Origin of the sequence: Isoptericola halotolerans (assembly GCF_003003075.1) — a bacterium.
Taxonomy (GTDB): domain Bacteria; phylum Actinomycetota; class Actinomycetes; order Actinomycetales; family Cellulomonadaceae; genus Isoptericola; species Isoptericola halotolerans_A.
Genome location: NZ_PVTX01000001.1, coordinates 603191 through 626300 on the forward strand (window position 1 = coordinate 603191; position 23110 = coordinate 626300).

The following is a 23110-nucleotide window of genomic DNA, read 5'->3' on the forward strand; positions in this document are numbered from 1 at the left end:
CACGGGGTGCGGGTCCTTGCCGCCGTACCCTCGATCCACAGGAGCAACCTGCCATGCACACCCTTCTTCGCCGCGCCCTGACCTCCGGGGGCGTGGTCCTGCTCGGCCTCACCGTCGCCGTCGCCGGGGCCGGTGCGGCCTCCGCGCACGTGACCGTCGACCCGAGCGAGGCCGAGGCCGGCGGCTACACGCTGCTGACCTTCCGCGTGCCGAACGAGTCCGACACCGCCTCGACCACCGAGCTCGAGGTGGACCTGCCCACCGACACCCCGTTCGCCCACGTCTCCGTCGAGCCCGTCCCCGGCTGGACGGCCACGGTGACCACGGCGGAGCTCGACGAGCCGGTCAGCGTCCACGGCGCGGAGATCACCGAGGCCGTCGACACCGTCACCTGGACCGCCGACGACGCCGACGCCGCGATCGCCCCGGGCGAGTTCCGCCGGTTCACCGTCTCGGCCGGTCCCGTCCCGGAGGTCGAGAGCATCGTCCTGCCCGCTCACCAGACGTACTCGGACGGCGAGGTCGTCTCCTGGGAGGAGGTCGCCGAGGGCGACGCCGAGCCCTCGCTCCCGGCGCCCGTCCTCGCCGTGACGAGCGCGCAGGCGCCGGCGCAGGAGTCCGCACAGGCGTCCGCACAGGTGTCCGCACAGACGTCCGCCGAGGGATCGGGCGGTGGCGACGCGACGGGCCTGTGGCTGGGAGCCGCCGGCCTGGGGCTCGGTCTCGTGGGCGCCGTGACGGGTGCCGTCGCGCTCTCCCGCACCCGCACCGCCGGCACCTCGCGATGAGCCGCCGCGGACTGGCACGGTCCGCGGCCCTCACCGGCGTGGCCGTCACGCTCCTCGTGACGGCCACGCCGCCGGCGTCGGCCCACAACTACGTGGTGGGCACGGACCCGGAGGAGGGTGCGACGGTGACCGCCGACCTGGACGAGGTCTCGGTGACCTTCAACGACGTGCTGCTCGACATGGGCGGGCAGTCGACCGTCGTGGACGTCACCGGGCCCGACGGCGGGCACTACGCCACCGCCTGCCCGCAGATCTCGGGTGCGGAAGTGTCCGCGCCGGTCGAGCTCGGCGGGCCCGGCGAGTACACCGTGGACTGGCGGGTCGTCTCGGCGGACGGGCACCCCGTCTCGGGCGAGCTCACGTTCGAGTACGCCCCGCCGTCGGGCACGGACCAGGCGCCGGGGGCGGTCGACCCGGCCTGCGGCGCGACGGGCGACGGCCAGGACGGGGCAGGTGCGCCCGCCGGGACGGCAGGTCCCGGCGAGGCCGAGGCGGCGCCGTCGGCCGGGGTGGTCGTCGCGGTCGCGCTCGGTGCCGCGCTGCTGGGTGGCGTCGTCGTGCTCGTCGTCGTCCGGGCGGGTCGCCGCAGCCGTGCCGACCAGGACCCGGGAGTCAGCTCTCCTTGAGCGGCGGGTGACCCTCGGAGGCCTGCACGACGACGAACCCCTGGCCGCTCAGCGCCAGCTGGTAGGCCTCGCCGGAGCCGCGCCCGATGACGGCGCCCAGCTTGGCCGTCTTGCGGACGGAGCTGGCCAGCGAGGTCGACCAGAGGACGGCGGACTGCATGTCCACGAACGTGGGCTCGTCGACGTTCAGCACGACCGGGGTGCCGTAGGCGGTCACCGCGAGCGCCCCGGTGCCGGTGAACGTGGTGTTGAAGAGCCCGCCGGTGAGCATCGACGCGCCCTCGACCCGGTTGATGTCCCAGGACAGCGTGCTCTCGAAGGCCAGGATGTTGTTCCCGCTGACGGTGACGCTCTCGTTCTCCAGGTACAGGACGAACACCTCGTCGGCGTCCTGGGCGAGGAACACGTCCCCGCGCCCGGAGACCTTCATCAGCGACATGCCCTCGCCGGTGAAGGCCTTCTTGAACAGCTTGGTCATGGACCCGCTGCCCTCGTAGGAGAAGTCGACGTCGCCCTGGTAGGCCACCATCGAACCCTGCTTGGCGTAGAAGAACCCGCCGGAGCCCGTCAGGTCGACCTTGAGCATGTCCTTGTTGGCGAGCTGGAAGCTCCCGGGCTCGCCCTCGGGTTCGGTGTGCTGGAACAGGTGTGAGCGCATGGCCCCATCTTGCGGCATCGCGGTCAACACCTCGCGGCGATCGATCAACTTCGCCCGCGCGTGCCGGCACAGCATGGTCGGGTGACCACCTCGACAGGTACCCCGACCCCGACCCCGACGCCGAGCCCGAGCCCGAGCGCGCGAGCGACCTGGACGCCCGTGCTCGCGCTCACCGCCGGCATCACGATGCTGGTCTCCAGCGAGTTCCTGCCCGCCGGCGTGCTGCCCGGGCTGGCCGCCGACCTGGGCGTCACCGAGGGCACGGCGGGCCTGGCGGTGGCGGCCACCGCCGTCGCGGGGTTCCTCACCGCCCCGACCATCGCCGTCGTCCTGCCGCGGGCCGACCGCCGCACGGTGCTGGTCGCCCTGCTGGTGATCGGTGCCGTGGCCAACCTGATCGTCGCGGTCGCCCCGGCGTTCGCCGTGCTGCTCGTCGGGCGGTTGCTGCTGGGCGTGGCCGTCGCCGGCTACTGGGCGTTCGCGTTCGCCGCGGGCATCCGCGCGGTGCCGGGCCGTGCGGCCACCGTCTCGACCACGCTGGCCCTGGGCGTCAGCATCGCGACCATCGCCGGGGTGCCGCTGGGTTCGCTGCTCGGCGACCTGTTCGGGTGGCGGCTCGTGTTCGGTGTCGCCGCGGCGCTCACCGCCGCCAGCGCCGCCGCCGTCTGGTTCGCGATGCCGAGCGTGCCCGCGCAGCCGGGCGCCGGCCTGACGATGCTGCGCCAGGCGCTGACGAACCGGCGGCTCCTGCTCGGCATCGCCTCCCTCCTGGTCGTGGTGCTGGGCAACTTCGCGGCGTACCCCTTCATCCGCCTCGCGATCGAGCGGGTGGACGCCTCGGTCGTCCCCCTGCTGCTGCTCCTGTGGGGGGTGGGCGGGCTGGCCGGCAATCTCGTGGCCGGGTCGTTGTCCCGCCGGCTCCGGCTCGCGACGACGCTCGGGCCGGCGCTGTTCGGGCTGGCCCTGGCGACGCTGGCCGGGGCCGGGTCCCTGTGGGTGGTCGTGCCGGCCGTGATCCTGTGGGGATTCGGGATGAACATGGTCCCCGTGGCCACCCAGCTCTGGGTCACGACGGCGGAGCCGCGGCGCACCGAGTCGGCGCTCGCGCTGCAGGTGACCGCGTTCCAGGCGGCGATCACGCTCGGTGCGGTGCTAGGCGGCCGGCTGCTCGACGGCGCCGGTCTGACGCCGGTGCTCCTGACGGGCGCGGTCCTCGCCATCGTCGGGGCCGCCGGGTTCGCCTGCCTCCGCGGACGACCGGCCTGATCCGGCGCGCCAGCCGCGCGGGGTCGTGCCGTGCACGGCGGTGAAGGCGCGGCTGAACGCGGCGACGGACCCGTAGCCGACGGCGAACGCGACGTGGGTGACCGAGTGGTCGGCGTCGGCGAGGAGCTCGCGTGCCCGGCGCATGCGGGCATCGCGGACGAGCTGCAGGGGTGTGGTGGCCAGCGCCTCGCGGAACCGTTCCCCGAGGGTGGACCGGCTGAGGTGCGCCAGGCCTGCGAGCTCCTGGAGGGTCCACGGGTGGGCCGGGTCGCGCGCGACGGCGGCCACGACCCGGTGCAGCTCGGGTGGCAGGTCGGCCGCGACGTCGACCGGTTCGTCGAGGGAGTCGAGCCACTGCTGGCGCATCGCCGCCGCGAGCAGCTCGCCGTAGCTCGCGGCGAACTGGGTGCCGGCGTGGCACTCCGCGGCCAGGGGGCACAGCTCGACGAGGGCCGCCACCCCGCGGCTCGCGGTGGCGAAGCCCCGGGCGACGAACCGTTCCGGCACGGGCGGTTCGCCGCCCGCCTGCCGCACGGCCGCGAGCGCGACCCGCGCCGGCCGCGTGGCTCTCGTGCGGTAGGCGTGCGCCCGGCCGAGGAAGGCCGCGTCGTGGGTGGCGAGCACCTCGGTGGACTGCCACGACTCGACGGCGAGCTCGCCGTCGAGCACCAGGAGCCACGCGGACGGGCCCGGCAGGTGCACGGCGGCACCGGCAGCCACCGTCTCGATGCGGGACCCGGTGAGCTCCCAGCGGGCGGTCGTGGCGGGTTGCACAGCGGCACGGAACGCCTCGGCCCGTGCGGCGGGCGGTGCGGGCTCCAGGGCGACCATGCCGGGGTCAGCGCCGCCCGGGGCGGGTCTATTCCGGGGGTCGGGGCCGGGCGGCTGTGCTCAGGCCCCGGCGAACCCGGTCTGACGCCACGCCTCGTAGACCGCGATCGAGGCGGCGTTGGTCAGGTTCAGCGAGCGCCGCCCGGCCAGCATCGGGATCCGCAGCTGGTCGGTGACCCGCGGGTGGGTCAGCACGTCGTCCGGCAGCCCGGTGGGCTCGGGTCCGAAGAGCAGCACGTCGCCCGGGGCGTACGTGACCGACGTGTACGGCGTCGTCGCCTGCGTGGTGAACGCGAAGACGCGCGCGTCCGGGAGCGTGTCGAGGACGGCGTCGAGGCTCGGGTGCACGTCCATGACCGCCAGGTCGTGGTAGTCGAGGCCGGCGCGCTTGAGCTTCGTCTCGGACAGGTCGAAGCCGAGCGGTTCGACGAGGTGCAGGCGCGCGCCGGTCACCGCGGCCAGCCGGATGGCGGACCCGGTGTTGCCGGGGATGCGCGGCTCGAAGTACACGATGTGGGCGAACGGGGACGGCTGGTGCACGCCGACGATTCTCCCATCCCGGCCCACCCCGGATCTCGCAGAGCGCGTCCTGGCCGCCGCCCCTAGTGTCGAAAGATGGAACCGATACCTGACCTGATGAAGGCTGTGCAGCTCGTCGGTCACGGCGGGCTCGACCAGCTGGTCTACCGCGACGACGTCCCGACGCCCACGCCGTCGGCGGGCGAGGTCCTGATCGACGTCCACGCCTGCGGCATGAACAACACGGACGTCTGGGTCCGTGAAGGCGCCTACGGCTCCGAGACCGACGCCGCGGAGGTGTCCACGTGGCGGCGCGGCCGGTCCACGCTCGAGTTCCCCCGCATCCAGGGCACCGACACCGTCGGGGTGGTCGTCGCCGTCGGTGACGGGGTCCCGGCCGAGCGGGTCGGCGAGCGCGTGATGGTGGACTTCTCGATCTACAACCGGCCCGAGGGTGACGACTCGTTGGCCGACATCGACTACATCGGCCACGGCCGCGACGGCGGGTACGCCGAGTACGTGGCCGTCCCGGCCGAGAACGCCTACGAGATCACGGCCGACATCTCCGACGCCGAGCTGGCGACCTTCTGCTGCGCGTACCTGACGGCCGAGCAGATGCTGGACCGGTCCCGGCTGGCCGAGGGCGAACGGGTCCTCGTGACGGGGGCCTCCGGCGGGGTCGGGTCGGCGATCGTCCAGCTCGCCCGGGTCCGGGGAGCGGTCCCGTACGCGGTGACCAGCGCCGGCAAGGAGGAGGCCCTCCGGAAGATCGGCGCCGAGGACGTGATCCTGCGCGACGCCGACGACCTGGTCGCCGAGACCGAGCGCGTCGTCGACGGGCCGGTCGACGTCGTGGCCGACCTCGTCGCCGGTCCGATGTTCAACGACCTGCTGCGCATCCTGCGCCCCGAGGGCCGCTACAGCACCGCCGGCGCGATCGGCGGGCCGGTGGTGCAGCTCGACCTGCGCACCATGTACCTCAAGCAGCTCGAGCTGCACGGGTCGTCCCAGGGCACGCGGACGGCGTTCCGCCGGTTGGTGCGCTACATCTCCGACGGCGACATCAAGCCGCTGCTGGACCGTACGTTCCGGCTGTCCGACTTCCACGACGCGCAGCGCACCTTCCTGAGCAAGACCTACATCGGCAAGCTGGTCGTGGTCCCCGACCGGCACTGGGACACCGTGGGAGCACCGCATGCCGCACCGTGAGCGCACGCTGCACCTCATCGACACCCAGTCCGGAGGGGACGTCAGCCGGATCGTCGTCGCCGGCGTCGAGCTCATCCCGGGGACGACCGTGCTGGAGAAGGCGCGCTACCTGGAACGCGAGGGAGACGGCCTGCGGCGGCTGCTGCTCTCGGAGCCGTACGGCGACCCGGCGATGTCCGTGGACCTGATCGTCGAGCCCAGCCACCCGGAGGCGCAGGCCGGCTACATCATCATGGAGGCGATGGGCTACCCGCTGTACTCGGGTTCCAACACCATCTGCACCGCCACGGCCCTGCTGTCCAGCGGGGCGATACCCATGCGGGAGGACGACGGGCTGCAGAGCGTGGTGCTGGAGTCGCCCGCCGGGCTCGCGCGCATCACGGCACGGATCACGGACGGCCGTGTCGCCTCGATCACCACCCAGGGCGAGCCCGCCTACGTCGCCGAGGAAGGGCTGAGCGTCGACGTGCCCCACTACGGCGAGGTGCACTTCGACCTCGTCTGGAGCGGTGCGTACTACGCGATGATCGACGCCGCCGCCCACGGGTTCACCATCAACGCCGAGGAGCAGATCGCGCTGACGGCCTTCGGTGACGCGTTCGTCCGGGCGGCCCGGCCGGGGCTGCTGCAGGAGCATCCCGAGCTGGGCGACGTCGGCCCCCTGCCGTTCGCGCACTTCATGGGACCGGTGCGGGGGGCCGGACCCGGCCACCTGGAGTCGCCGTCCGCGACCTACGTCCACCCCGGTGTGATCTGCCGCAGCCCGACCGGTACCGGCACGTCGGCCCGGCTGGCCCTGATGGCCCAGCGCGGCGAGATCGCCGAGGGCGACGCGCTGGAGACGATCTCCCCGCGCGGCAGCCGGTTCGTGGGCACCGTCCTGGGAGAGGCGACGGTCGGTGCCTACCGTGCGCTGCACTCGACCATCACCGGCTCGGCCCGGCTGCTGGCGCACTCGCAGATCACGGTCGACCTGGACGACCCGCTCGTCGACGCCTCCGACCTGGAGCACGTGCTGGCGGTGCAGGCCGGCGCCTGAGGCCTCGTCAGGTGTAGCACGGCGTGCTACGTTCGTTGCCATGAGCCAGCAGATCAGCCAGCGCGAACTGCGCAACGACAGCGGTCGGATCATGCGCGCACTCGACGAGGGCAAGTCGTTCGTCGTGGCCAGTCATGGTCGCGCTGTGGGTGAGCTGCGGCCGCTGCGCAGGCAGCGGTTCATCCCGGCACAGGCGGCGGTCGAGATGTTCCGCCACGCGCCCGCACTCGACCGTGAAGCGGTGCTCGCTGACCTCGACGCTCACGTCGACCAGGGAATCGAGCCGCGTGCCTGACGGCGTGGAGCGAGGGCTGCTGGACACGTCCGTCGTCCTCGACCTCGAGACGATTCCCGTGCACACGCTGCCCGGCGAGCTGGCGATCTGCGCCGTCACGCTCGCCGAGCTGGCTGCGGCCCCGGCGGCGACGACGGACCCGGCCGAACGGGCGCGACGGCAGGATCGCCTCCAACGCGCCGAGGCAGCCTTCGAGCCGATCCCCTTCGAGCTGGAGGCCGCGCGCGCCTACGGGCAGATCTACGCGGCCGTCGTCGCACGGGGTCGCACGCCCCGACGCCGGCTCGCCGACCTCTTCATCGCCTCCGTGGCAGTTGCCGAAGGGCTGCCGGTCATCACTCGCAACCCCGACGACTTCGCCGGACTCGACGACCTCGTCCAGGTCGTCACGGTCTGAACCGGTCCGCTAGCCTGGCCGCATGACGAGGCGTACCGACTGGTGGTGGCTGCACCTGCAGCCGTGACCTGACGCGCCCCGAGCCCACGAGTCCCGAGCTGCCCGCCGCAGCCCGGGACTCGTCGCGTTCGTGCCGACGTCGGGCCTCGGTGGGCGGCACCCACCGAAGGAGCCGACCGATGACCAGTACGACCGCACCTGTGCCCGAGGCCGACGGCGAGACCGCCTCCGTCCGCGCCGCCCGCGCCCGCAGCGCCGAGATCGAGCAGCGCATCGCCCGCGACCCGAGCATGTTCCGCGTCCTCACCGGGGACCGCCCGACGGGCGCGCTGCACCTGGGCCACTACCTCGGCACCGTCGCCAACCGGGTGCGCCTGCAGGACGCCGGCGTCGACGTGATCGTCGTCGTCGCCGACTACCAGGTCATCACCGACCGCGACGAGACGGGCGACCTGCCCGCCAACGTCCGCGAGGTGGTGCTCGACTACCTCGCGGCGGGCATCGACCCGCGCCGCACCACCGTGTTCGCGCACTCCGCCGTGGCGGCCCTGCACCAGCTCATGCTGCCGTTCCTGTCGCTGGTGACGGTCGCCGAGCTGGAGCGCAACCCCACCGTGAAGGCCGAGTCCGTCGACGCCGCCACCCGGCAGGGCCGGAGCATGTCGGGGCTCCTGCTCACGTACCCGGTCCACCAGGCCGCCGACATCCTCGCGGTGCACGGCAACCTCGTGCCCGTGGGCACCGACCAGCTGCCCCACCTGGAGACGTCCCGCACGGTCGCCCGGCGCTTCAACCAGCGCTACACCGCCGCGCAGCCGTACTTCGCCGAGCCGGAGGCGCTGCTCGCCGACATGCCGACGGTCCTCGGGAACGACGGCGCGAAGATGTCGACGTCGCGCGGCAACGCGCTCGAGCTGCGGGCGGACGAGGACGAGACGGCCGCGTACCTGCGGCGAGCGCGGACCGACTCCCACCGGCACATCACGTTCGAGCCGGGGTCCCGCCCCGAGGTGGCCAGCCTGCTGCGCCTCGGCGCCCACTTCGCGGGGACGACGCCGGAGGCCCTCGCGGACACGATCGGCGCGGACGGCGCCGGGCGGCTCAAGGAGGTCGTCACCGAGGCGGTGGTCGAGGGGCTCCGCCCGATCCGTGCCCGACGGCGGGACCTCGCCGCGGACGGTCGAGCCGTCGTCGGCGAGGTCCTCGCCCGGGGAGCCGCGCGGGCGACCGTGCTCGCCGAGGGCACGCTGGCCGACGTCCGCGAGCTCATGGGCACGGTGTACTCGTGACCGCCTCCGGCACCGAGCGCACCGTCAGCGGAGCCGCGCGGTGAGCCCCGCCAGCTGCTCCCGCAGCGCCGCCGGGGTGCGGTCGCCGAAGGTGTCGAAGAACTCGCCGGTCAGCTCGGCCTCGGCGAGCCATGCCTCCGCGGGCACGTCGAACAGGGCCGCCAGGTCGTCGTCGGACAGGTCGAGCCCGTCGACGTCGAGGGCGCCGGGCGCGGGGAGCAGGCCGACGGGGGAGGGGACGGCCCCTGCATCGGTGCGCACGCCGCGGGAGCGGTCGATCTGCTCGGTGATCCACTTGACCACGCGGGAGTTCTCGCCGAACCCGGGCCAGATGAACGCCCCGTCGGCGTCCTTGCGGAACCAGTTGACCTGGAAGATCTTCGGGCGGGTGGCGGAGGCCAGGCCGGCGCCCACCTCGAGCCAGTGCGACCAGTGGTCGGCCATGTTGTAGCCGCAGAACGGGAGCATGGCGAACGGGTCGCGCCGCAGCTCGCCGACGGCGCCCTCGGCCGCGGCCGTGCGCTCGGAGCTGATGGTGGCTCCCATGAACACGCCGTGCTCCCAGCTCGTGGCCTGGGCGACCAGCGGCACGTTGCTCGCGCGGCGGCCGCCGAAGACGATCGCGTCGACGGGGACCCCGGCGGGGTCCTCCCAGACGTCCGCGATGGACGGGCACTGCGCCGCCGACACCGTGAACCGCGAGTTCGGGTGCGCGGCCGGCCGACCGGCCTCCCCGTCGGCCGGCGTCCAGTCGTCGCCCCGCCAGTCCACGAGGTGCTCCGGCGGCTCCGGGGTGAGGCCCTCCCACCAGACGTCGCCGTCGTCCGTGAGCGCCACGTTCGTGAAGATCACGTCGTGGGTGAGCGTCTCGATCGCCGTCGGGTTGGTCTCGACGCCGGTGCCCGGGGCGACGCCGAAGAACCCGGCCTCGGGGTTGATGGCGCGCAGCGTGCCGTCGGGGCCGGGGCGCATCCAGACGATGTCGTCGCCGATCGTCTCGACCGTCCAGCCGGGCACGGTGGGCTGGAGCATGGCGAGGTTCGTCTTGCCGCAGGCGCTGGGGAACGCGGCGGCCAGGTGGTACTGGCGCTGCTCGGGCGAGGTGATGCGGATGAGCAGCATGTGCTCGGCCAGCCAGCCCTCGTCGCGGGCCATCGCGGAGGCGATGCGCAGCGCGAAGCACTTCTTGCCGAGCAGCGCGTTGCCGCCGTAGCCGGAGCCGTAGGACCAGATCTCCCGCGTCTGCGGGTAGTGGACGATGTACTTGGTCTCGTTGCACGGCCAGGGGACGTCGGCCGTGCGCTCGCCGTGCTCGTCGACGAGCGGGGCGCCCACCGAGTGGACGGCGGGGACCCACTGCTGACCGCCCTCGATGAGGTCGAGGACCTCGCCGGAGACCCGCGTCATCACGTGCATGGAGACGACGACGTAGGGCGAGTCGGTGATCTCGATGCCCACCTGGGAGATCGGTCCGCCCACCGGGCCCATCGAGAAGGGCACCACGTACATCGTGCGGCCCTTCATGGAGCCGGCGAAGACGCCGTCCAGCTCGGAGCGCATCTCGGCCGGGGCGCGCCAGTTGTTCGTGGGGCCGGCGTCAACCTCGCGCTCGGAGCAGATGAAGGTGCGGGACTCGACGCGCGCGACGTCGGACGGGTCGGAGCGGGCGAGGTAGGAACCGGGACGCTTGGTCTCGTCGAGCCGGAGCAGGGTGCCTGCCGCCACCATCTGGTCGATCAGCCGCTGCTTCTCCTCGGCGGACCCGTCGCACCACACCACGTCGTCCGGCTGGGTCAGCTCGGCGATCTCGGCCACCCAGGCGAACGGGTCGCGGTGCGGCGCCGGGGCCGATGCGGCGAGCGGCCGCGGGAAGCCGGCCGCGTCGGTGCGGGCGAGGGTGTCCGGCGCGAGCTCGGCGACCGCGAGGCGCGTCCTGCGGGGATTGGCGGTAAAGGTCATGGTGGCTCCGTCCGTCGTGGTGTCCCGTCGCGGAGGACGAGCTTCCTGTCTCCAGCCTGTCCCGTGACTCCGGGGACTTTCCAGGTCAACGGCCGTGAAGAATCGCTGATCTTCACGTAGCGTGAAGCCATGACCGCGACGACGCCCTCGGAGACCCCGGACCTCATCACGTTGGGCCGCCGCATCCGGCACGCGCGCACCTCCCGGGGGCTGACCCTGGACGCCCTCGGCCGGGCCGTGGACTCCGCGCCCAGCCTGCTGTCGCTGGTGGAGAACGGGCGCCGCGAGCCGCGGCTCTCCCTGCTGCGGGCGATCGCCGAGGCGCTCGACGTCGCGCTCGCCGACCTCCTCGCGGACGAGCCGCCGTCGCGCCGCGCCGAGCTCGAGATCGCGTTGGAGCGCGCGCAGCGCGGGCCCCTGTTCGCGGCGCTCGGGCTGCCGGGGATCAAGCCGAGCCAGAAGCTGCCCGTGCCCGTGCTCGAGCAGCTCGTGGGACTCCACGGCGAGCTGGCCCGCCGTGAGGAGGAGGCGATCGCGACGCCGGAGGAGGCGCGCCGCGCCAACACGATGCTGCGCCACGAGCGCCAGGAGCGCGGCAACCACATGCCGCACATCGAGGAGATCGGCGAGGACATGGCGCGCCGCGCCGGGTACACGGGTGGCGCGCTGACGCACCGCACCGTGGCGCGGATCGCCGAGGACCTGGGGCTGACGATCCTGCACGTGGACGACCTGCCGCGTTCGGCCCGCTCGGTCACCGACTGGAGGAACGGCCGGATCTACCTGCCGCCTGCCTCGATCCCGGGCGGGCACGGACTGCGCTCGCTGGCGCTGCAGGCCGTCGCGCACCGCGTGCTCGGCCACGAACGGCCCCGCTCCTACGCCGAGTTCCTGCGCCAGCGCGTCGAGATCACCTACTTCGCCGCCGCCTGCCTCATCCCCGAGTCGGCCGCGGTGGAGTTCCTGTCGCAGCGCAAGCGTGACAAGGACCTCGCGGTGGAGGACTTCCGCGACGCGTTCGGCGTCACCCACGAGGCGGCCGCGATGCGGCTGACCAACCTCGCCACGGTCCACCTCGGCATCCCGCTCCACTTCCTGCGGGTCGGCGACGACGGTGCGCTGTTCCGCGGCTACGCCAACGACGGGCTGCCGCTGCCGCAGGACGTCACCGGCGCCATCGAGGGCCAGCTCGTGTGCCGCCGGTGGCCCGCGCGCGAGGCCTTCACCCGGCGCGACCGTGCCTCGGAGTCGTATCAGTACACCGACACGCCGGCCGGCACGTTCTGGGACTCCGTGCAGACGGGCACCGCGGCGGACGGGCGCCAGTTCTCCGTCACCGTGGGCGTGCCGTACGCCCACGCCAAGTGGTTCCGCGGCCGGGACACCCAGGTGCGGCGCAGCTCGACCTGCCCCGATCCCGCCTGCTGCCAGCGACCGCCGACCGACCTCACCGAGCGCTGGCAGGCGCACTCGTGGCCGAGCGCGCGCATGCACCAGCAGGTGCTCGCGGCGCTGCCGCGCGGGGTGTTCCCGGGGGTGGACGACACCGACGTCTACCGTTTCCTCGAGCGGCACGCGCCGGCGTCCGACACGGCACCTGTCGACGCTCCCTAGGATCGAGGCGTGACCACGAGCCCCGCCCCCCACGACGGTGCCCGACCCTCGCTGCGCGAGACGGCGTACGAGTCGCTCAAGTCCCGCATCATCGGGCTCGACCTGCATCCCGGTCAGCGGCTCGTCGAACGCGACCTGGCGACCGAGACGGGGGTCTCGCGCGTCCCGCTGCGCGAGGCGCTGCACCAGCTGGAGCGGGAGGGGCTGGTCGTGCTCGTCCCGCGGCAGGGCGCGCTCGTGGCGCCGTTCACCCGTGACGACGTCGAGCACCTGTTCGAGGTGCGCGAGAGCGTCGAGGTGCTGGCCTTCCGGCTGGCCGCGCTGCGGCGTTCCGCGGCGGACCTCGCCGCGATGTCCGCCGCCGTCGACGCCGCCCGGGACGCCCTCGCCCGCCGGGACGACGCCGCGACGGCGGCGGCGAACGCCGGGTTCCACGCCGTGGTGGTCCAGGCGTGCGGCAACCCGCTGCTGCAGTCCATGCTGGCGCCGCTCGACGCCCGGGTGCGGTGGTTGTTCCACCTGACCAAGCGCCGGGACACGCGCGAGCAGTGCGAGGAGCACGCGGCGATGCTCGCGGCGATCGAGGCGCGGGACGCGGACGGCGTGGGCGCGCTCGCGCACGCGCACGTCGCCTCGGGACGGGAACCGAGCCTGGCCCTCGCCGAGACGTGGGCGTCCTCGCCGATCGACCCCGTCGCGGTGACGCGCACGCGCAACCGGGGGCGGCACGGCTCCTGACCCGGGCGCGCTCCTGACTCGGGCGCCGGCCGGACGGTCACGCAGCATTTACGGCCGCTTGATGCGTCGGAAACACTCGGCCAGCAGACTCCTCGATTAGTGGTATACCGCTAACTCGACCAGGAGGACACATGCGCACCAGCCGCCCCACCCCCGTCTCCGGCTCGTCCGACCGCCCCACCCGTCTCCGTGCCGCCGCCGGCGCCCTGATCGTCGGCGGGCTCCTGGCGGCCTGCAGCACCGGCACGGCCGACGCCGACACCGAGGCCGGCGACGACGCGGCCGCCACGGAGGAAGCACTGACGGTCGGGGTGTTCCTGCCGGGCTCCACCTCCGACACCGGGTTCATGGAGTCGGCCTACCTCGGCTACGAGCGCCTCGAGGAAGAGCTCGGTGACGAGGTCGAGCTGTCCTTCGTCGAGGAGGTGGCCTCCGCCGACTACGAGCAGACCCTCGTGCGCTTCGCCAGCTCCTCCGACCTGGTGATCTCCGTGGGTGGCCAGACGGACGCCGACCTGCGCAAGGTCGCCCCGCAGTTCCCCGACGTGAAGTTCGTCGAGATCGGCGGCCCCGCGGACGCCGAGCCCCTCGAGAACCTCGCCTACTACGACCCGCAGCAGGCCGAGGCGGAGTACCTGTCCGGAGCCGTCGCCGCGCTCTCCTCGGAGTCCGGCAAGGTCGGGTTCATCGGCGGCGTCGAGCTGCCCGCCATCGTCAACGCGTCGTCCGCGTTCGCCCGCGGCGCCGAGGCGGCCGTGCCCGGCACCGAGGTCGTCACCCCGCAGTACCTCGGCGACTTCAACGACCCGGCCAAGGCCAAGCAGGCCGCCGCCGCCAACTACGGCGTGGGGGTCGACGTGATCGGCCAGATCGTCAACCTCGGCAAGCAGGGCATCGAGCAGGCCGCGCAGGACGCCGGCGCCGCGATGATCGGCGGCCCGATCCCCGGCGAGTGCGCCGAGGGCAGCCCCTACGTCGGCTACGTCCGCACCGACATCGGCACCGAGGTCGAGCACGCCGTGCACTCCGTGCTCGACGGCACCTGGGAAGCCGCACAGGTGCCGTTCGGCCTGACGTCCGACCTCGGCGGCACCGAGTTCGTGCTGTGCAGCGAGGACCCGGAGACCGTCGCCGCCCTCGACGAGATCACCGCGTCGGTCGCCAGCGGTGAGGTCGCGCCCTACTGACCGGGGCCGACACCAGCACCCCCACGACACCGAGAGGAGCCCCCATGCCGACGACCCTCCCGCCGGCCCCGGCGGCGCACGACGTGCAGGACGGTGCGACGGCTGCGCCCGCCCTCGCACTGCGGAACGTGACCCGGGTCTTCGGCGCCCACACGGCGCTCGACGGCGTCGACCTCGAGATCGCCGGCGGGGAGGTGCACTGCGTGCTCGGCGAGAACGGCGCGGGCAAGTCCACGCTGTGCAACATCGTGTTCGGGTCGATGCCGCCCACGTCCGGGCAGGTGCTCCTGGGCGGGGAACGGTTCGCACCCGCCTCCCCGGCGGACGCGCTCGCCCGCGGCGTGGCGATGGTGCACCAGCACTTCTCGCTGGTGCCGACGCTCACCGTCGAGGAGAACATGCTGCTGGGTCGGGGCGTGCGTCGGCTGCGCCCCGACCGGGCAGGGCTGGCCGCGCGGCTCGCCGCGATCGCCGAGACGCTCGGCCTGCGGGTCGACCTCGACGCGCGGGCCGAGGACCTCAGCGTCGGGGCGCGCCAACGGGTCGAGATCGTCAAGGCGCTGCTCGACGACCCGAGGATCCTGCTGCTCGACGAGCCGACGGCGGTCCTCGGTCCCGAGGAGGTCGACAGCCTGCTGGCCACCTGCCGTCGCGTCGCGGCGGCGGGCACCGCCGTCGTGCTCGTCACCCACAAGCTCGGCGAGGTCATGCGGGTCGGCGACCGCGCCACCGTGCTCCGCGGCGGCCGGGTCGCCGGGAGCGGGCCGCTGGCCCGCGACGACGCTCCGGACCGCCCGGGCGGGCTCGGCGCCGCGGACCTCGTCGGTCTCATGGTCGGCCGAGACGCCTCGAGCCTCGACCCGGTGCTCGCCGCGAGCGTCGGCGTCGTCGGCCAGGGACCCGCACCGCAGGGCAGGCAGGAAGCAGCTCGGACCGCCGACCGGACCGTCGCCCAAACCTCCGTGAGGGACACGACCGACGGCCGGGACGCGGGGACGCCGCCCGTGCTCGTGGTGTCCGGGCTCTGCGTCGACGACGCCGACGGTGCCCGCCGGGTCGACGACGTCGACCTGGCGGTGCGGCCCGGCGAGATCGTCGGCATCGCCGGGGTGGAGGGCAACGGCCAGAGCGAGCTCGTGGCCGCGCTGTCCGGCGCGCTGCGACCGTCGCGAGGGACGGTCCGGCTCGGTGGCACCGACATCACCGGTGCGGGACCGCGCCGCCGCACCGCGCTCGGGCTCGGCGTCGTCCCCGAGGACCGCCACCACGAAGGGGTGGTGACCGGGCTCAGCGTCACCACCAACCTGCTGCTGGGCCGGCTGCGCCGGTTCCGCCGGTTCGGGCTCCTCGACCGCCGGGCGATGCAGGCCTCGGCGGCGGACCTGGCCCGGCGCTTCGACGTGCGCACCGCGAGCCTCGACGCCCCCGTGTCCTCCCTGTCCGGGGGCAACCAGCAGAAGGCCGTCCTCGCGCGCGAGCTCAGCCTCGACCCGCTGCGCTGCGTCGTCGCCGCCCAACCGACCCGGGGCCTCGACCTCGGCGCCGTGGACGACGTCGTGGGGCACCTGCGGGCCGCCGCCTCCGCCGGGGTCGGCGTGCTCGTCGTCTCGAGCGAGCTGTCCGAGCTGCTCGTGCTGTGCGACCGCGTCCACGTCGCCTACCGGGGAGGCCTGCGCGGTCCCGTCCCCACCGATGCACCCGACGCGCGCGACCGCGTCGCCCACCTCATGACGGGAGCTGCGGCATGACCGCCCCGACCTCCGCACCCGGTGCGGCCGCCGACGTCGTCGCCGGCTCGCCCGGCCGTGACGCACCAGCCGACACCGGACGCCCGCCGGGCGCGCAACGTTCCGGCGCCCCCACCACCGCGTGGCGCGACCGCCTGCTGGACGCCCGGCCCGTGCTCGTCCCCGTCGCGGCCGTCCTCGGCGCCCTGGGCGTCAGCACCGGCCTCGCCGCGCTCGCCGGGGCGACCCCCGTCGAGGCCGCGACAGCCCTGTGGGAGGGCATGGTCGGCACCCCGTACGCCATCGGCTCCTCCCTCAACGTCGCCGCCGTCCTGCTGCTCGTCGCCACCGGATTCCTCGTCGCGCACCGGGCCGGCCTGGTGAACGTCGGTGGCGAGGGGCAGATCGCGGTCGGTGCGGTCGCCGCCACCGCCGTCGGCACCACCCTGCCGCCCGCGGTCCCGGCCGCCGTCGCCCTGCCGCTGCTGCTGCTCGCCGCGGCGTTCGGCGGTGCCGCCTGGGCGTCGATCGCGGCGTGGCTCGCCGTCCGGCGGGGGGTCAGCGAGGTCATCACGACCCTGCTGCTGAACTTCGTCGGCGTCGCCGTGCTCGTGCTGTCCATCCACGAGGAGGCGCTGCTGCGCCAGCCCGTCACGAGCTCGGAGACGCTGCCGCAGTCCTCCCCGCTCGTGGACAGCGCCCACCTGCCGTTGCTCGGCCTGCCCGACTCGCCGGCGACGACGGCGGTCGTGCTGGCCCTGGCGGGCGCCGTCGCCGGCTCGCTCGTCCTGCGCCGCACCGCCACCGGTGTCCGGCTCGCCGCCGTCGGGATGTCGCGGCCCGCCGCGCTGCGCCTCGGGCTCCCGGTGGACCGGCTGCGCTTCTCCGCCCTCACCACGGCCGGTGCGGCGTCCGGCGTCGCCGGCGGCGTGCTCGTCGCCTCCGTGCCCTACGTGCTCGACGAAGGGCTCGCCTCCGGCTACGGGTTCTCCGGGCTGGTCGTCGGGCTGCTCGCCCGCGGCTCCTTCACCGCGGCCGTCGGCATCGCCACCGCCCTCGGGTTCCTCGTCTCGGGCGGGATCAACCTCCAGCTCGCGGCGGGCGTCCCGGCGTCGATCACCCAGATCGCCGAGAGCCTCATCATCCTCGGCGTCGCCGGGACCGCGATCTGGACCGTGCGCCGCACGGCCCGCCCCACCCGCACCCGGCCCTGGCGTCCGTGGCGGCGCCCGGCCACCCCCGACCGCACCGGCACGGAGGCCACCTCATGATCCCTACCCTCACGGACCTGCTCGTCGCGTCCGTCGCGCTGGCCGTCCCCGTGCTCGTCGCCGCCAGCGGTGAGCTCGTCGGCGAACGCGCCGGTGTCCTGACCATGAGCGTCGAGGGCATGATGCTCACCGGTGCGTTCGCGTCCGTGGTCGGCGCGACCGCCAGCGGGTCGGCCTTCTACGGGGTCCTGTGCGGCGCCGTCGCCGGTCTGCTCGTCGGGGTGCTGCAAGCCGTCCTGAGCGTCCTGCTCCGCGCCGACCAGATCGTCACCGGTCTCGCCGCCAACGCGCTGGCGCTCGCCGGCACCACCTTCGGTGCGCGGCTCCTGCTGGACCGCGGCACCACCGTCCCCGGCTTCGCCCGGATCGAGATCCCGTTGCTGGCGGACATCCCCGTGCTGGGCCCGGCCCTGTTCCGCCAGACCGGCCTGGCCTACGCGCTCGTCGCCGCCGTCGTCCTGCTGGCGATCGTGACCTCGCGCCGCACCGGCTGGGGCATCGCTGTCGACGCCGTCGGGCAGGACGCCGCCAGCGCGGACCGCTCCGGCGTCCCCGTGCTGCGGGTGCGATTCACCGCGGTGCTCGTCGTCGGGCTGCTGTCCGGCCTGGCCGGGACACAGCTCGCCCTGTCCGAGGTGCACACCTTCACGGACAACATGACGGCCGGGACCGGCTACCTCGCCGTCGTGGCCGTCATCGCGGGCAGCTGGCGTCCCGTCGGCGTCGCCGTCGCGGCCGTCGTGTTCGGCCTGGCCCAGGCGCTGCAGTTCACGCTGCCCGCGCTCGGGGTCGACGTGCCGTTCGCGCTGCTGGTCATGCTCCCGTACGTGCTGGCGCTGCTCGCCGTGGCGGGCTTCGTCAGCCACAGCCGGCCGCCCGCCGGTCTCAACACCGCGTTCGTGCGGCAGGGGCGGCTGGCGTGACGGCGTCCCGCACCGCGTCGCTCGCTGGTCTTCCCGTCACCGCTCGCACCGCCCGCCCCGCCCGCCCCGCCCGCACCGTCCGTCTCCTGGAGGTCCCGTGCCCCTCGTCCTGACCCGTTCCGACCTGATCGGGCTGGTGCAGCCCGCGGAGGTGGTCGACGCCGTCGAGCGGGCCTTCGCCGACCTGTCCGACGGCACGGCCGCGCAGGCCCCGCTCGCCGTCGCAGCGCTCGACGACGCCGCGCACTTCCTGCCGATGACGGCCGTCTCGCGGCGGGCCGGGCTCGCCGGGTCGAAGCTGCTCGCCGACGTCCCGGGCAACCGTGACCGCGGCCTGCCGGCGCAGCGGTCGGTCCTGGTGCTGGTGGACGCCGACGACGGCGGACCCGTGGCGGTGCTCGACGGCGGTCTGCCCACCCGGCTGCGCACCGCGGCGGCGAGCGCGGTCGCGACCCGGTGGCTCGCCCCGCCGTCGGCCCGGGTGCTCGGCCTGGTCGGCGCGGGTGGCCTCGCGCTGGAGCACGTCAGTGCGCTGGCCACGGTGCGGCCGCTGGAGCAGGTGCTCTTCTGGACGCGCTCCGACGCCACCGCGGCGACGTTCGCGGAGCGGACGGCGGCCCGTCACCCCGAGATCAAGGTGACGCGCGTGGGGTCGCCCGAGAGCGCCGTCGGGTCCGCCGACGTCGTGTGCACGCTGACGCCGTCGCGCGAGCCGGTGGTGCACGGGGAGTGGTTCCACCCGGGGATGCACGTCAACGTCGTGGGCGCGCCCCCGCGCCCGGACCACCGGGAGGTCGACGGCGCGGCGATGGCACGCTCGCGGGTCGTGGTGGACTCGGTGTCCACCGCCCTGGGGGAGTCCGGCGACGTGCTGCTGGCGATCGCGGACGGCGCCGTCGACGCCGCGGCCTGCCGGACGGAGCTCGGCGACGTGGTCACCGGGCGGGCATCCGGTCGCCGGGCGGCCGCGGAGATCACGGTGTTCAACTCGGTCGGCCTCGGGCTGCTGGACGTGGCCGTCGGGCGGTTGCTGCTCGACGCGGCCCGAGCCGCGGGCCGCGGTCTGACCGTCGACCTGTCGGCATGAGCGTGCCGACGTCCGCGGCGGACCGCGAGCACCTGGCCGAGGCCCTGCGGATCGCCCGGGAGACGCTCGCCGACGGCAACAAGCCGTTCGGCGCGGTGCTCGTGGCGGCCGACGGCCGGGTGCTCGCGACGGGTCGCAACACGGCGGCGCAGACCGGGGACCCGACCTCGCACGCCGAGCTCGACGCCGTGCGTGCGGTGGCCCCGGCCGATCGCGGGGCCGTCGTCGGCGCGACGATGTTCGCTTCCGGTGAGCCGTGCCCGATGTGCGCCGCGGCGCTCGTGTGGTCCGGCGTCGCCCGGATCGTCTTCGGCACCGCCGCGGCGGACATCCGTGCCGTGACTCCGGGGCCACCCGGGTTCCGGTTGCGCTGCGCCGAGGTGGTCGCGTCGTCCGACGCCACGATCGAGGTGGTCGGCCCGGCGCTGGGCGACGAGGGTCTGCAACCCTTTCGCGAGCTCCCCGCGAGGTAGTGCACCACCCGCCGAGGTAGTGCTCCGCGCGCCGAGGTAGTGCACGGCACGCCGAGGTAGTGCACCGCCCGCCGAGGTAGTGCACGGCACGCCGAGGTAGTGCACCACCCGCCGAGGTAGTCGACTGGTCCGCGAGGTAGTTGAGGCACGCGCGTGCCGGCCGTCGACGCCGCTACGTCGTCGTGCCGTGCTCCCAGGCATCGAGGCGCACCGTCCACGGCCAGGGCAGGGCCGCCTGCAGCGCCTCGCGCAGCCGCTCGCCCTCGGCGCGGTGCTCCGTCGCCACGGCGTCGTCGTCCCAGCCGTCGACCGGGTCGTAGTGCCCCTGGAACGTCGTCGCCCAGGCGTGGAGCCGGTTCCGGAGGTCGGCACCGAGTCCGGCCACGATGCGCGGCGGAACGTCCCACAGCGGCCGGTCGCAGGCGTACTCGTTCATCAGCCGAGCCTCGTACGGCGGCCGCGGCGCGGGCGTCGCGGCCGGGCCGTCGTCGGAGAACCTGGCGCGGACGGTGGGCGTACGGTCGACGTCCGCCGACCGCTTGTCGCCCGGGAAGTACAGCTGGCCGGACAGCGGGGCGTAGGCGAACCAGCCGGGTGACCGGTCCGTCTTCTCGCGCTCGGTGAGCGGACCGCCGCGGGCGTCGAGGCGGTCCAGCAGCGTCGCGAACACGTCGCCGGCGCGCAGGCCGTCGTGCTCGAACTCGTTGGTGACCCAGGCACGGGCGTTGCCGACGCGGTCGGCGGTGTCGAGGGACAGTCCGGCGTCGACGAACATGTCGTCGTGGTACACCGCCGCCTCGAGCGGGACCTCGTTCGCGGCCAGCACGTCGAGGTCGTAGAGGTCCCGCCAGTCGTCGCGGGCCGCGAGCGCCTCCGCAGCGGCCCGGAACGGACGCAGCGCGGCGACCTGGTCGAACATCCAGGGGTAGATCATCTCGCCCGTGAACAGCAACGGCCGGGCGTCGACGGCGAAGTCGGGGTCGCCGTCCCGCACCCGCTGCGCCGCCCACGCCGTCGGGCCGGTCGCGGCCTGGGCGTAGATCGACTCGTGCAGCACGGCGTACAGCGGGTTGGTCGCGAACCCGGTGGCGGCCTCCACCTCGGCGAGGAAGGTGTCGGTGAGCGTGTCGTCGGCGCCCGGTGCCGACGGGTCGTCGAACGCCTCGTCGACGATCCAGTGCACCCGCTCGAAACCCGGGCCCATCCCGAACGCCATGCCGAGCGTCTGGAAGCGCTCGACGCTCAGCAGGTCCCCGCCCGGCAGGCGCACGTCGCCGACGGCGATCCGGTCGGCGATCCGGGCGATGCGCCCGACGTCGTCCGGGTAGCGCTCGCGGTAGAGCGCGTTCTTGGCGACGACGCGCTCCTGCGTGCGTCCGTAGACCTCGTCCGCGCTCGCGGACAGGCCTGCCAGCCCGCCGGTGACGTACGACGCCGCGACGCCCTCGGGTGCGAGCGACAGGTACGTCAGGGTCAGGAATCCGCCGTAGGACTGCCCCAGCGTGGACCAGCGCCGCGCGCCGTAGACCTCGTGGCGGACGTGCTCGGCGTCGAGCACGATCGAGTCCGCACGGAAGTGGCTCAGGTACTCGGCCTGGGCCGCGCCGTCGCCGAGCCGCTGCAGCGCGCCCGCCCGGACCGCCGTCGACCGCCCCGTGCCCCGCTGGTCGAGCAGCACCACCCGGAACCGCTTCAAGGCCTCGCCGAGCCAGCCGTCCGGGCCGGTGGGCCGCGGGCCCTTGCCGCCCGGTCCGCCCTGGAGGAACACCAGCAGCGGCAGGTCCTCGCCGCGACGCCGGGGTGCGACCACCTCGCGCACGAACAGCGAGAGCGTGCGGTCGTCGTCGGGCGCGGACCAGTCGAGGGGGACCGTGAGGGTCCGGTCGGTGACGTGCGCGCCGGGGATCGTGTACTCGGAGGTCGAGGTGAGGCTCACCGCACCACCCTAGGTCGCCGTCACGCCGGTGGACGCCATCCGAGGATGCTCTCGAGCCCCTTCGCGGCCCGCGGCATCGCCCACCGGCCTACCGTGCGCAGGCCAAGGTCGCGCAGGCCCACGGCCACGGGCGAGCGCCACCGGGTGACGGCGCCGACGCGCGCGGAGGTGCGCGCGATCCTGCGGGTCCGGTCGCGGCGCTGGTCGGTGTAGGACGCCAGGGCAGCCTCGACCCGGTCGGGTCCCGCGGCGTCCACCGTGGCGGCCAGCACCACCGCGTCCTCGATCGCCTGGGCGCCGCCCTGCCCCAGGTTCGGGGTCATGGCGTGCGCCGCGTCCCCGACGAACGCCACGCGCCCGACGTCGTAGCGCGGCAGAGGGGTCCGCAGCCACCGCAGGTCGTGGTGCAGGACCTGCCCCGGCTCCAGGGCGCCGAGCAGCTGGTCGAGCGGGTCGTGCCACCCGGCGAACCGCCGGCGCAGCTCCGCGGCCTCGTCGTGCGAGCGGGTGCCCGGCGGCGCGGTGGCCGTGAGGTACCCGTAGACCCGCCCGTCGGCGAGCGGCATGAGGCCGACGACGGCGCCGCGCCCCCAGGTCTCCGCCAGCTCGACGGGGGCGGGCTCGGCGCTGACGAACCGCCACGCGGTCACGCCGGTGTACGCGGGGCCGGGATGGTCCGGGAAGAGCACCGCACGCATGGGGGAGTCGATGCCGTCCGCGGCGACGACGAGGTCGGCGTGCCAGGTGTGGTCACGGGTCGTGACCGTCGCGGTCTCGGTCGGGCCGCCGGCGACCACCCCGGTGACCTCGGCCCCGAGGCGGAGGGCCGCGCCCGGGAGCTCGTCGGTGAGCAGCGACACGAGCTGCGCGCGGTGCAGGAGCACGGTCGACCCGGCCCCTGCCATGGTGGTGTCACCGCGGACCAGCCAGGCGCCGTCGGGCCGGCGGATGCCGACCGCGCCCTGCAGGGACGCCAGCCCGTGCACGCGGTCCCCGGCCCCGACGGCCTCGAGCGCCCGCAGGGCGTTGGGGGCGAGCGCGATCCCCGCACCGACCGGCTCGAGCGATGCGGCCCGCTCGAGCACGCTCACGTCCCAGCCGCGGCGCCGCAGAGCGACCGCGGCGGTGAGGCCACCGATGCCGGCGCCGACGACGACGGCGCTCCTCGTCGTTGTCATGGTCCGATCATCGGGCACGGGCGGCGTGGGGTCGACGCCCGGTCGTGCGACCTTCGTGCCACGGTCGAGGGGACGCCGAGCGCGGCGTCCCCTCGACCGG

General features: G+C 74.4%; 22 protein-coding genes. 16 read left to right on the forward strand and 6 right to left on the reverse strand.

The features are described 5' to 3' along the window. Positions 1-53 precede the first annotated feature (53 nt). Together BCL65_RS02835 and BCL65_RS02840 are read left to right on the forward strand one after the other, a co-directional pair. On the forward strand, positions 54-788 hold the full coding sequence (locus BCL65_RS02835; protein ID WP_106264908.1) for a YcnI family copper-binding membrane protein: 735 nt from the start codon (positions 54-56) through the stop codon (positions 786-788). Beyond that, the gene (locus BCL65_RS02840; protein WP_106264910.1) at positions 785-1414 is read left to right on the forward strand and encodes a copper resistance CopC family protein; all 630 of its coding nucleotides are present in this window, start codon (positions 785-787) and stop codon (positions 1412-1414) included. Before BCL65_RS02835 ends, BCL65_RS02840 begins: the two co-directional genes overlap by 4 nt. On the opposite strand, the gene BCL65_RS02845 is transcribed toward BCL65_RS02840, so the two are convergent. Further along, on the reverse strand, positions 1401-2072 hold the full coding sequence (locus BCL65_RS02845) for an AIM24 family protein (RefSeq protein ID WP_106264912.1): 672 nt from the start codon (positions 2070-2072) through the stop codon (positions 1401-1403). The genes BCL65_RS02840 and BCL65_RS02845 overlap by 14 nt on opposite strands. 81 nt (positions 2073-2153) lie before the next feature. Here BCL65_RS02845 and BCL65_RS02850 point away from each other — a divergent pair, with 81 nt between their 5' ends. Further along, entirely contained in the window at positions 2154-3338 is a 1185-nt protein-coding gene (locus tag BCL65_RS02850; RefSeq protein ID WP_243400804.1) for an MFS transporter, read from the forward strand. Here the strand turns inward: BCL65_RS02850 and BCL65_RS02855 are convergent. After that, positions 3225-4169, reverse strand: a complete 945-nt coding sequence (locus BCL65_RS02855; protein WP_106264914.1) for a helix-turn-helix transcriptional regulator — start codon at positions 4167-4169, stop codon at positions 3225-3227. The two genes, BCL65_RS02850 and BCL65_RS02855, sit on opposite strands and share 114 nt — an antisense overlap. 60 nt (positions 4170-4229) lie before the next feature. Further along, entirely contained in the window at positions 4230-4709 is a 480-nt protein-coding gene (locus BCL65_RS02860; protein ID WP_165799944.1) for a tRNA (cytidine(34)-2'-O)-methyltransferase, read from the reverse strand. Between the two features lie 75 nt (positions 4710-4784). On the opposite strand from BCL65_RS02860, the gene BCL65_RS02865 reads away from it, so the two are divergent. The 5 genes from BCL65_RS02865 (at position 4785) to trpS (ending at position 8917) form a co-directional block, all read left to right on the forward strand. Further along, entirely contained in the window at positions 4785-5897 is a 1113-nt protein-coding gene (locus BCL65_RS02865) for an alcohol dehydrogenase family protein (protein WP_243400805.1), read from the forward strand. Further along, positions 5884-6936 carry a proline racemase family protein gene (locus BCL65_RS02870; protein WP_106264918.1) on the forward strand — a complete coding sequence of 351 codons (1053 nt, stop codon included), beginning with the start codon at positions 5884-5886 and terminating at the stop codon, positions 6934-6936. Before BCL65_RS02865 ends, BCL65_RS02870 begins: the two co-directional genes overlap by 14 nt. 40 nt (positions 6937-6976) lie before the next feature. Beyond that, positions 6977-7231 carry a type II toxin-antitoxin system Phd/YefM family antitoxin gene (locus tag BCL65_RS18260; RefSeq protein WP_106264920.1) on the forward strand — a complete coding sequence of 85 codons (255 nt, stop codon included), beginning with the start codon at positions 6977-6979 and terminating at the stop codon, positions 7229-7231. Continuing rightward, positions 7224-7628 (forward strand): type II toxin-antitoxin system VapC family toxin, encoded by a 405-nt coding sequence (locus BCL65_RS02880; protein WP_106264922.1) that lies wholly within the window; start codon positions 7224-7226, stop codon positions 7626-7628. Before BCL65_RS18260 ends, BCL65_RS02880 begins: the two co-directional genes overlap by 8 nt. 179 nt (positions 7629-7807) lie before the next feature. Next, the gene (gene trpS / locus BCL65_RS02885; RefSeq protein ID WP_106264923.1) at positions 7808-8917 is read left to right on the forward strand and encodes a tryptophan--tRNA ligase; all 1110 of its coding nucleotides are present in this window, start codon (positions 7808-7810) and stop codon (positions 8915-8917) included. A 24-nt stretch (positions 8918-8941) separates the two neighbouring features. On the opposite strand, the gene BCL65_RS02890 is transcribed toward trpS, so the two are convergent. Next, positions 8942-10876 carry a phosphoenolpyruvate carboxykinase (GTP) gene (locus BCL65_RS02890; RefSeq protein ID WP_106264925.1) on the reverse strand — a complete coding sequence of 645 codons (1935 nt, stop codon included), beginning with the start codon at positions 10874-10876 and terminating at the stop codon, positions 8942-8944. Between the two features lie 129 nt (positions 10877-11005). On the opposite strand from BCL65_RS02890, the gene BCL65_RS02895 reads away from it, so the two are divergent. From BCL65_RS02895 to BCL65_RS02930, 8 genes are all read left to right on the forward strand, one after another. Continuing rightward, positions 11006-12490 carry an XRE family transcriptional regulator gene (locus tag BCL65_RS02895; RefSeq protein ID WP_106264927.1) on the forward strand — a complete coding sequence of 495 codons (1485 nt, stop codon included), beginning with the start codon at positions 11006-11008 and terminating at the stop codon, positions 12488-12490. A 9-nt stretch (positions 12491-12499) separates the two neighbouring features. Continuing rightward, entirely contained in the window at positions 12500-13228 is a 729-nt protein-coding gene (locus BCL65_RS02900) for a GntR family transcriptional regulator (RefSeq protein WP_207767674.1), read from the forward strand. Between the two features lie 131 nt (positions 13229-13359). Continuing rightward, complete coding sequence (locus BCL65_RS02905; RefSeq protein ID WP_106264929.1) at positions 13360-14415, forward strand: BMP family protein; 1056 nt, start codon at positions 13360-13362, stop codon at positions 14413-14415. Positions 14416-14459: 44 nt separating this feature from the next. After that, positions 14460-16163 carry an ABC transporter ATP-binding protein gene (locus tag BCL65_RS02910; RefSeq protein WP_106264930.1) on the forward strand — a complete coding sequence of 568 codons (1704 nt, stop codon included), beginning with the start codon at positions 14460-14462 and terminating at the stop codon, positions 16161-16163. Next, entirely contained in the window at positions 16160-17413 is a 1254-nt protein-coding gene (locus BCL65_RS02915; protein ID WP_106264932.1) for an ABC transporter permease, read from the forward strand. Before BCL65_RS02910 ends, BCL65_RS02915 begins: the two co-directional genes overlap by 4 nt. Then, positions 17410-18336 (forward strand): ABC transporter permease, encoded by a 927-nt coding sequence (locus BCL65_RS02920; RefSeq protein WP_106264934.1) that lies wholly within the window; start codon positions 17410-17412, stop codon positions 18334-18336. The genes BCL65_RS02915 and BCL65_RS02920 overlap by 4 nt, the downstream gene beginning before the upstream one ends. Before the next feature lie 97 nt (positions 18337-18433). Next, complete coding sequence (locus BCL65_RS02925) at positions 18434-19423, forward strand: ornithine cyclodeaminase family protein (protein ID WP_106264936.1); 990 nt, start codon at positions 18434-18436, stop codon at positions 19421-19423. Next, positions 19420-19896 carry a nucleoside deaminase gene (locus tag BCL65_RS02930; RefSeq protein ID WP_106264938.1) on the forward strand — a complete coding sequence of 159 codons (477 nt, stop codon included), beginning with the start codon at positions 19420-19422 and terminating at the stop codon, positions 19894-19896. Before BCL65_RS02925 ends, BCL65_RS02930 begins: the two co-directional genes overlap by 4 nt. Positions 19897-20068: 172 nt before the next feature. Here BCL65_RS02930 and BCL65_RS02935 read toward each other — a convergent pair whose 3' ends face one another. Together BCL65_RS02935 and BCL65_RS02940 are read right to left on the reverse strand one after the other, a co-directional pair. Then, positions 20069-21832 carry an alpha/beta fold hydrolase gene (locus BCL65_RS02935; protein WP_243400806.1) on the reverse strand — a complete coding sequence of 588 codons (1764 nt, stop codon included), beginning with the start codon at positions 21830-21832 and terminating at the stop codon, positions 20069-20071. Between the two features lie 20 nt (positions 21833-21852). Next, positions 21853-23010, reverse strand: a complete 1158-nt coding sequence (locus BCL65_RS02940) for an FAD-dependent monooxygenase (RefSeq protein ID WP_106264940.1) — start codon at positions 23008-23010, stop codon at positions 21853-21855. Positions 23011-23110 lie beyond the last annotated feature (100 nt).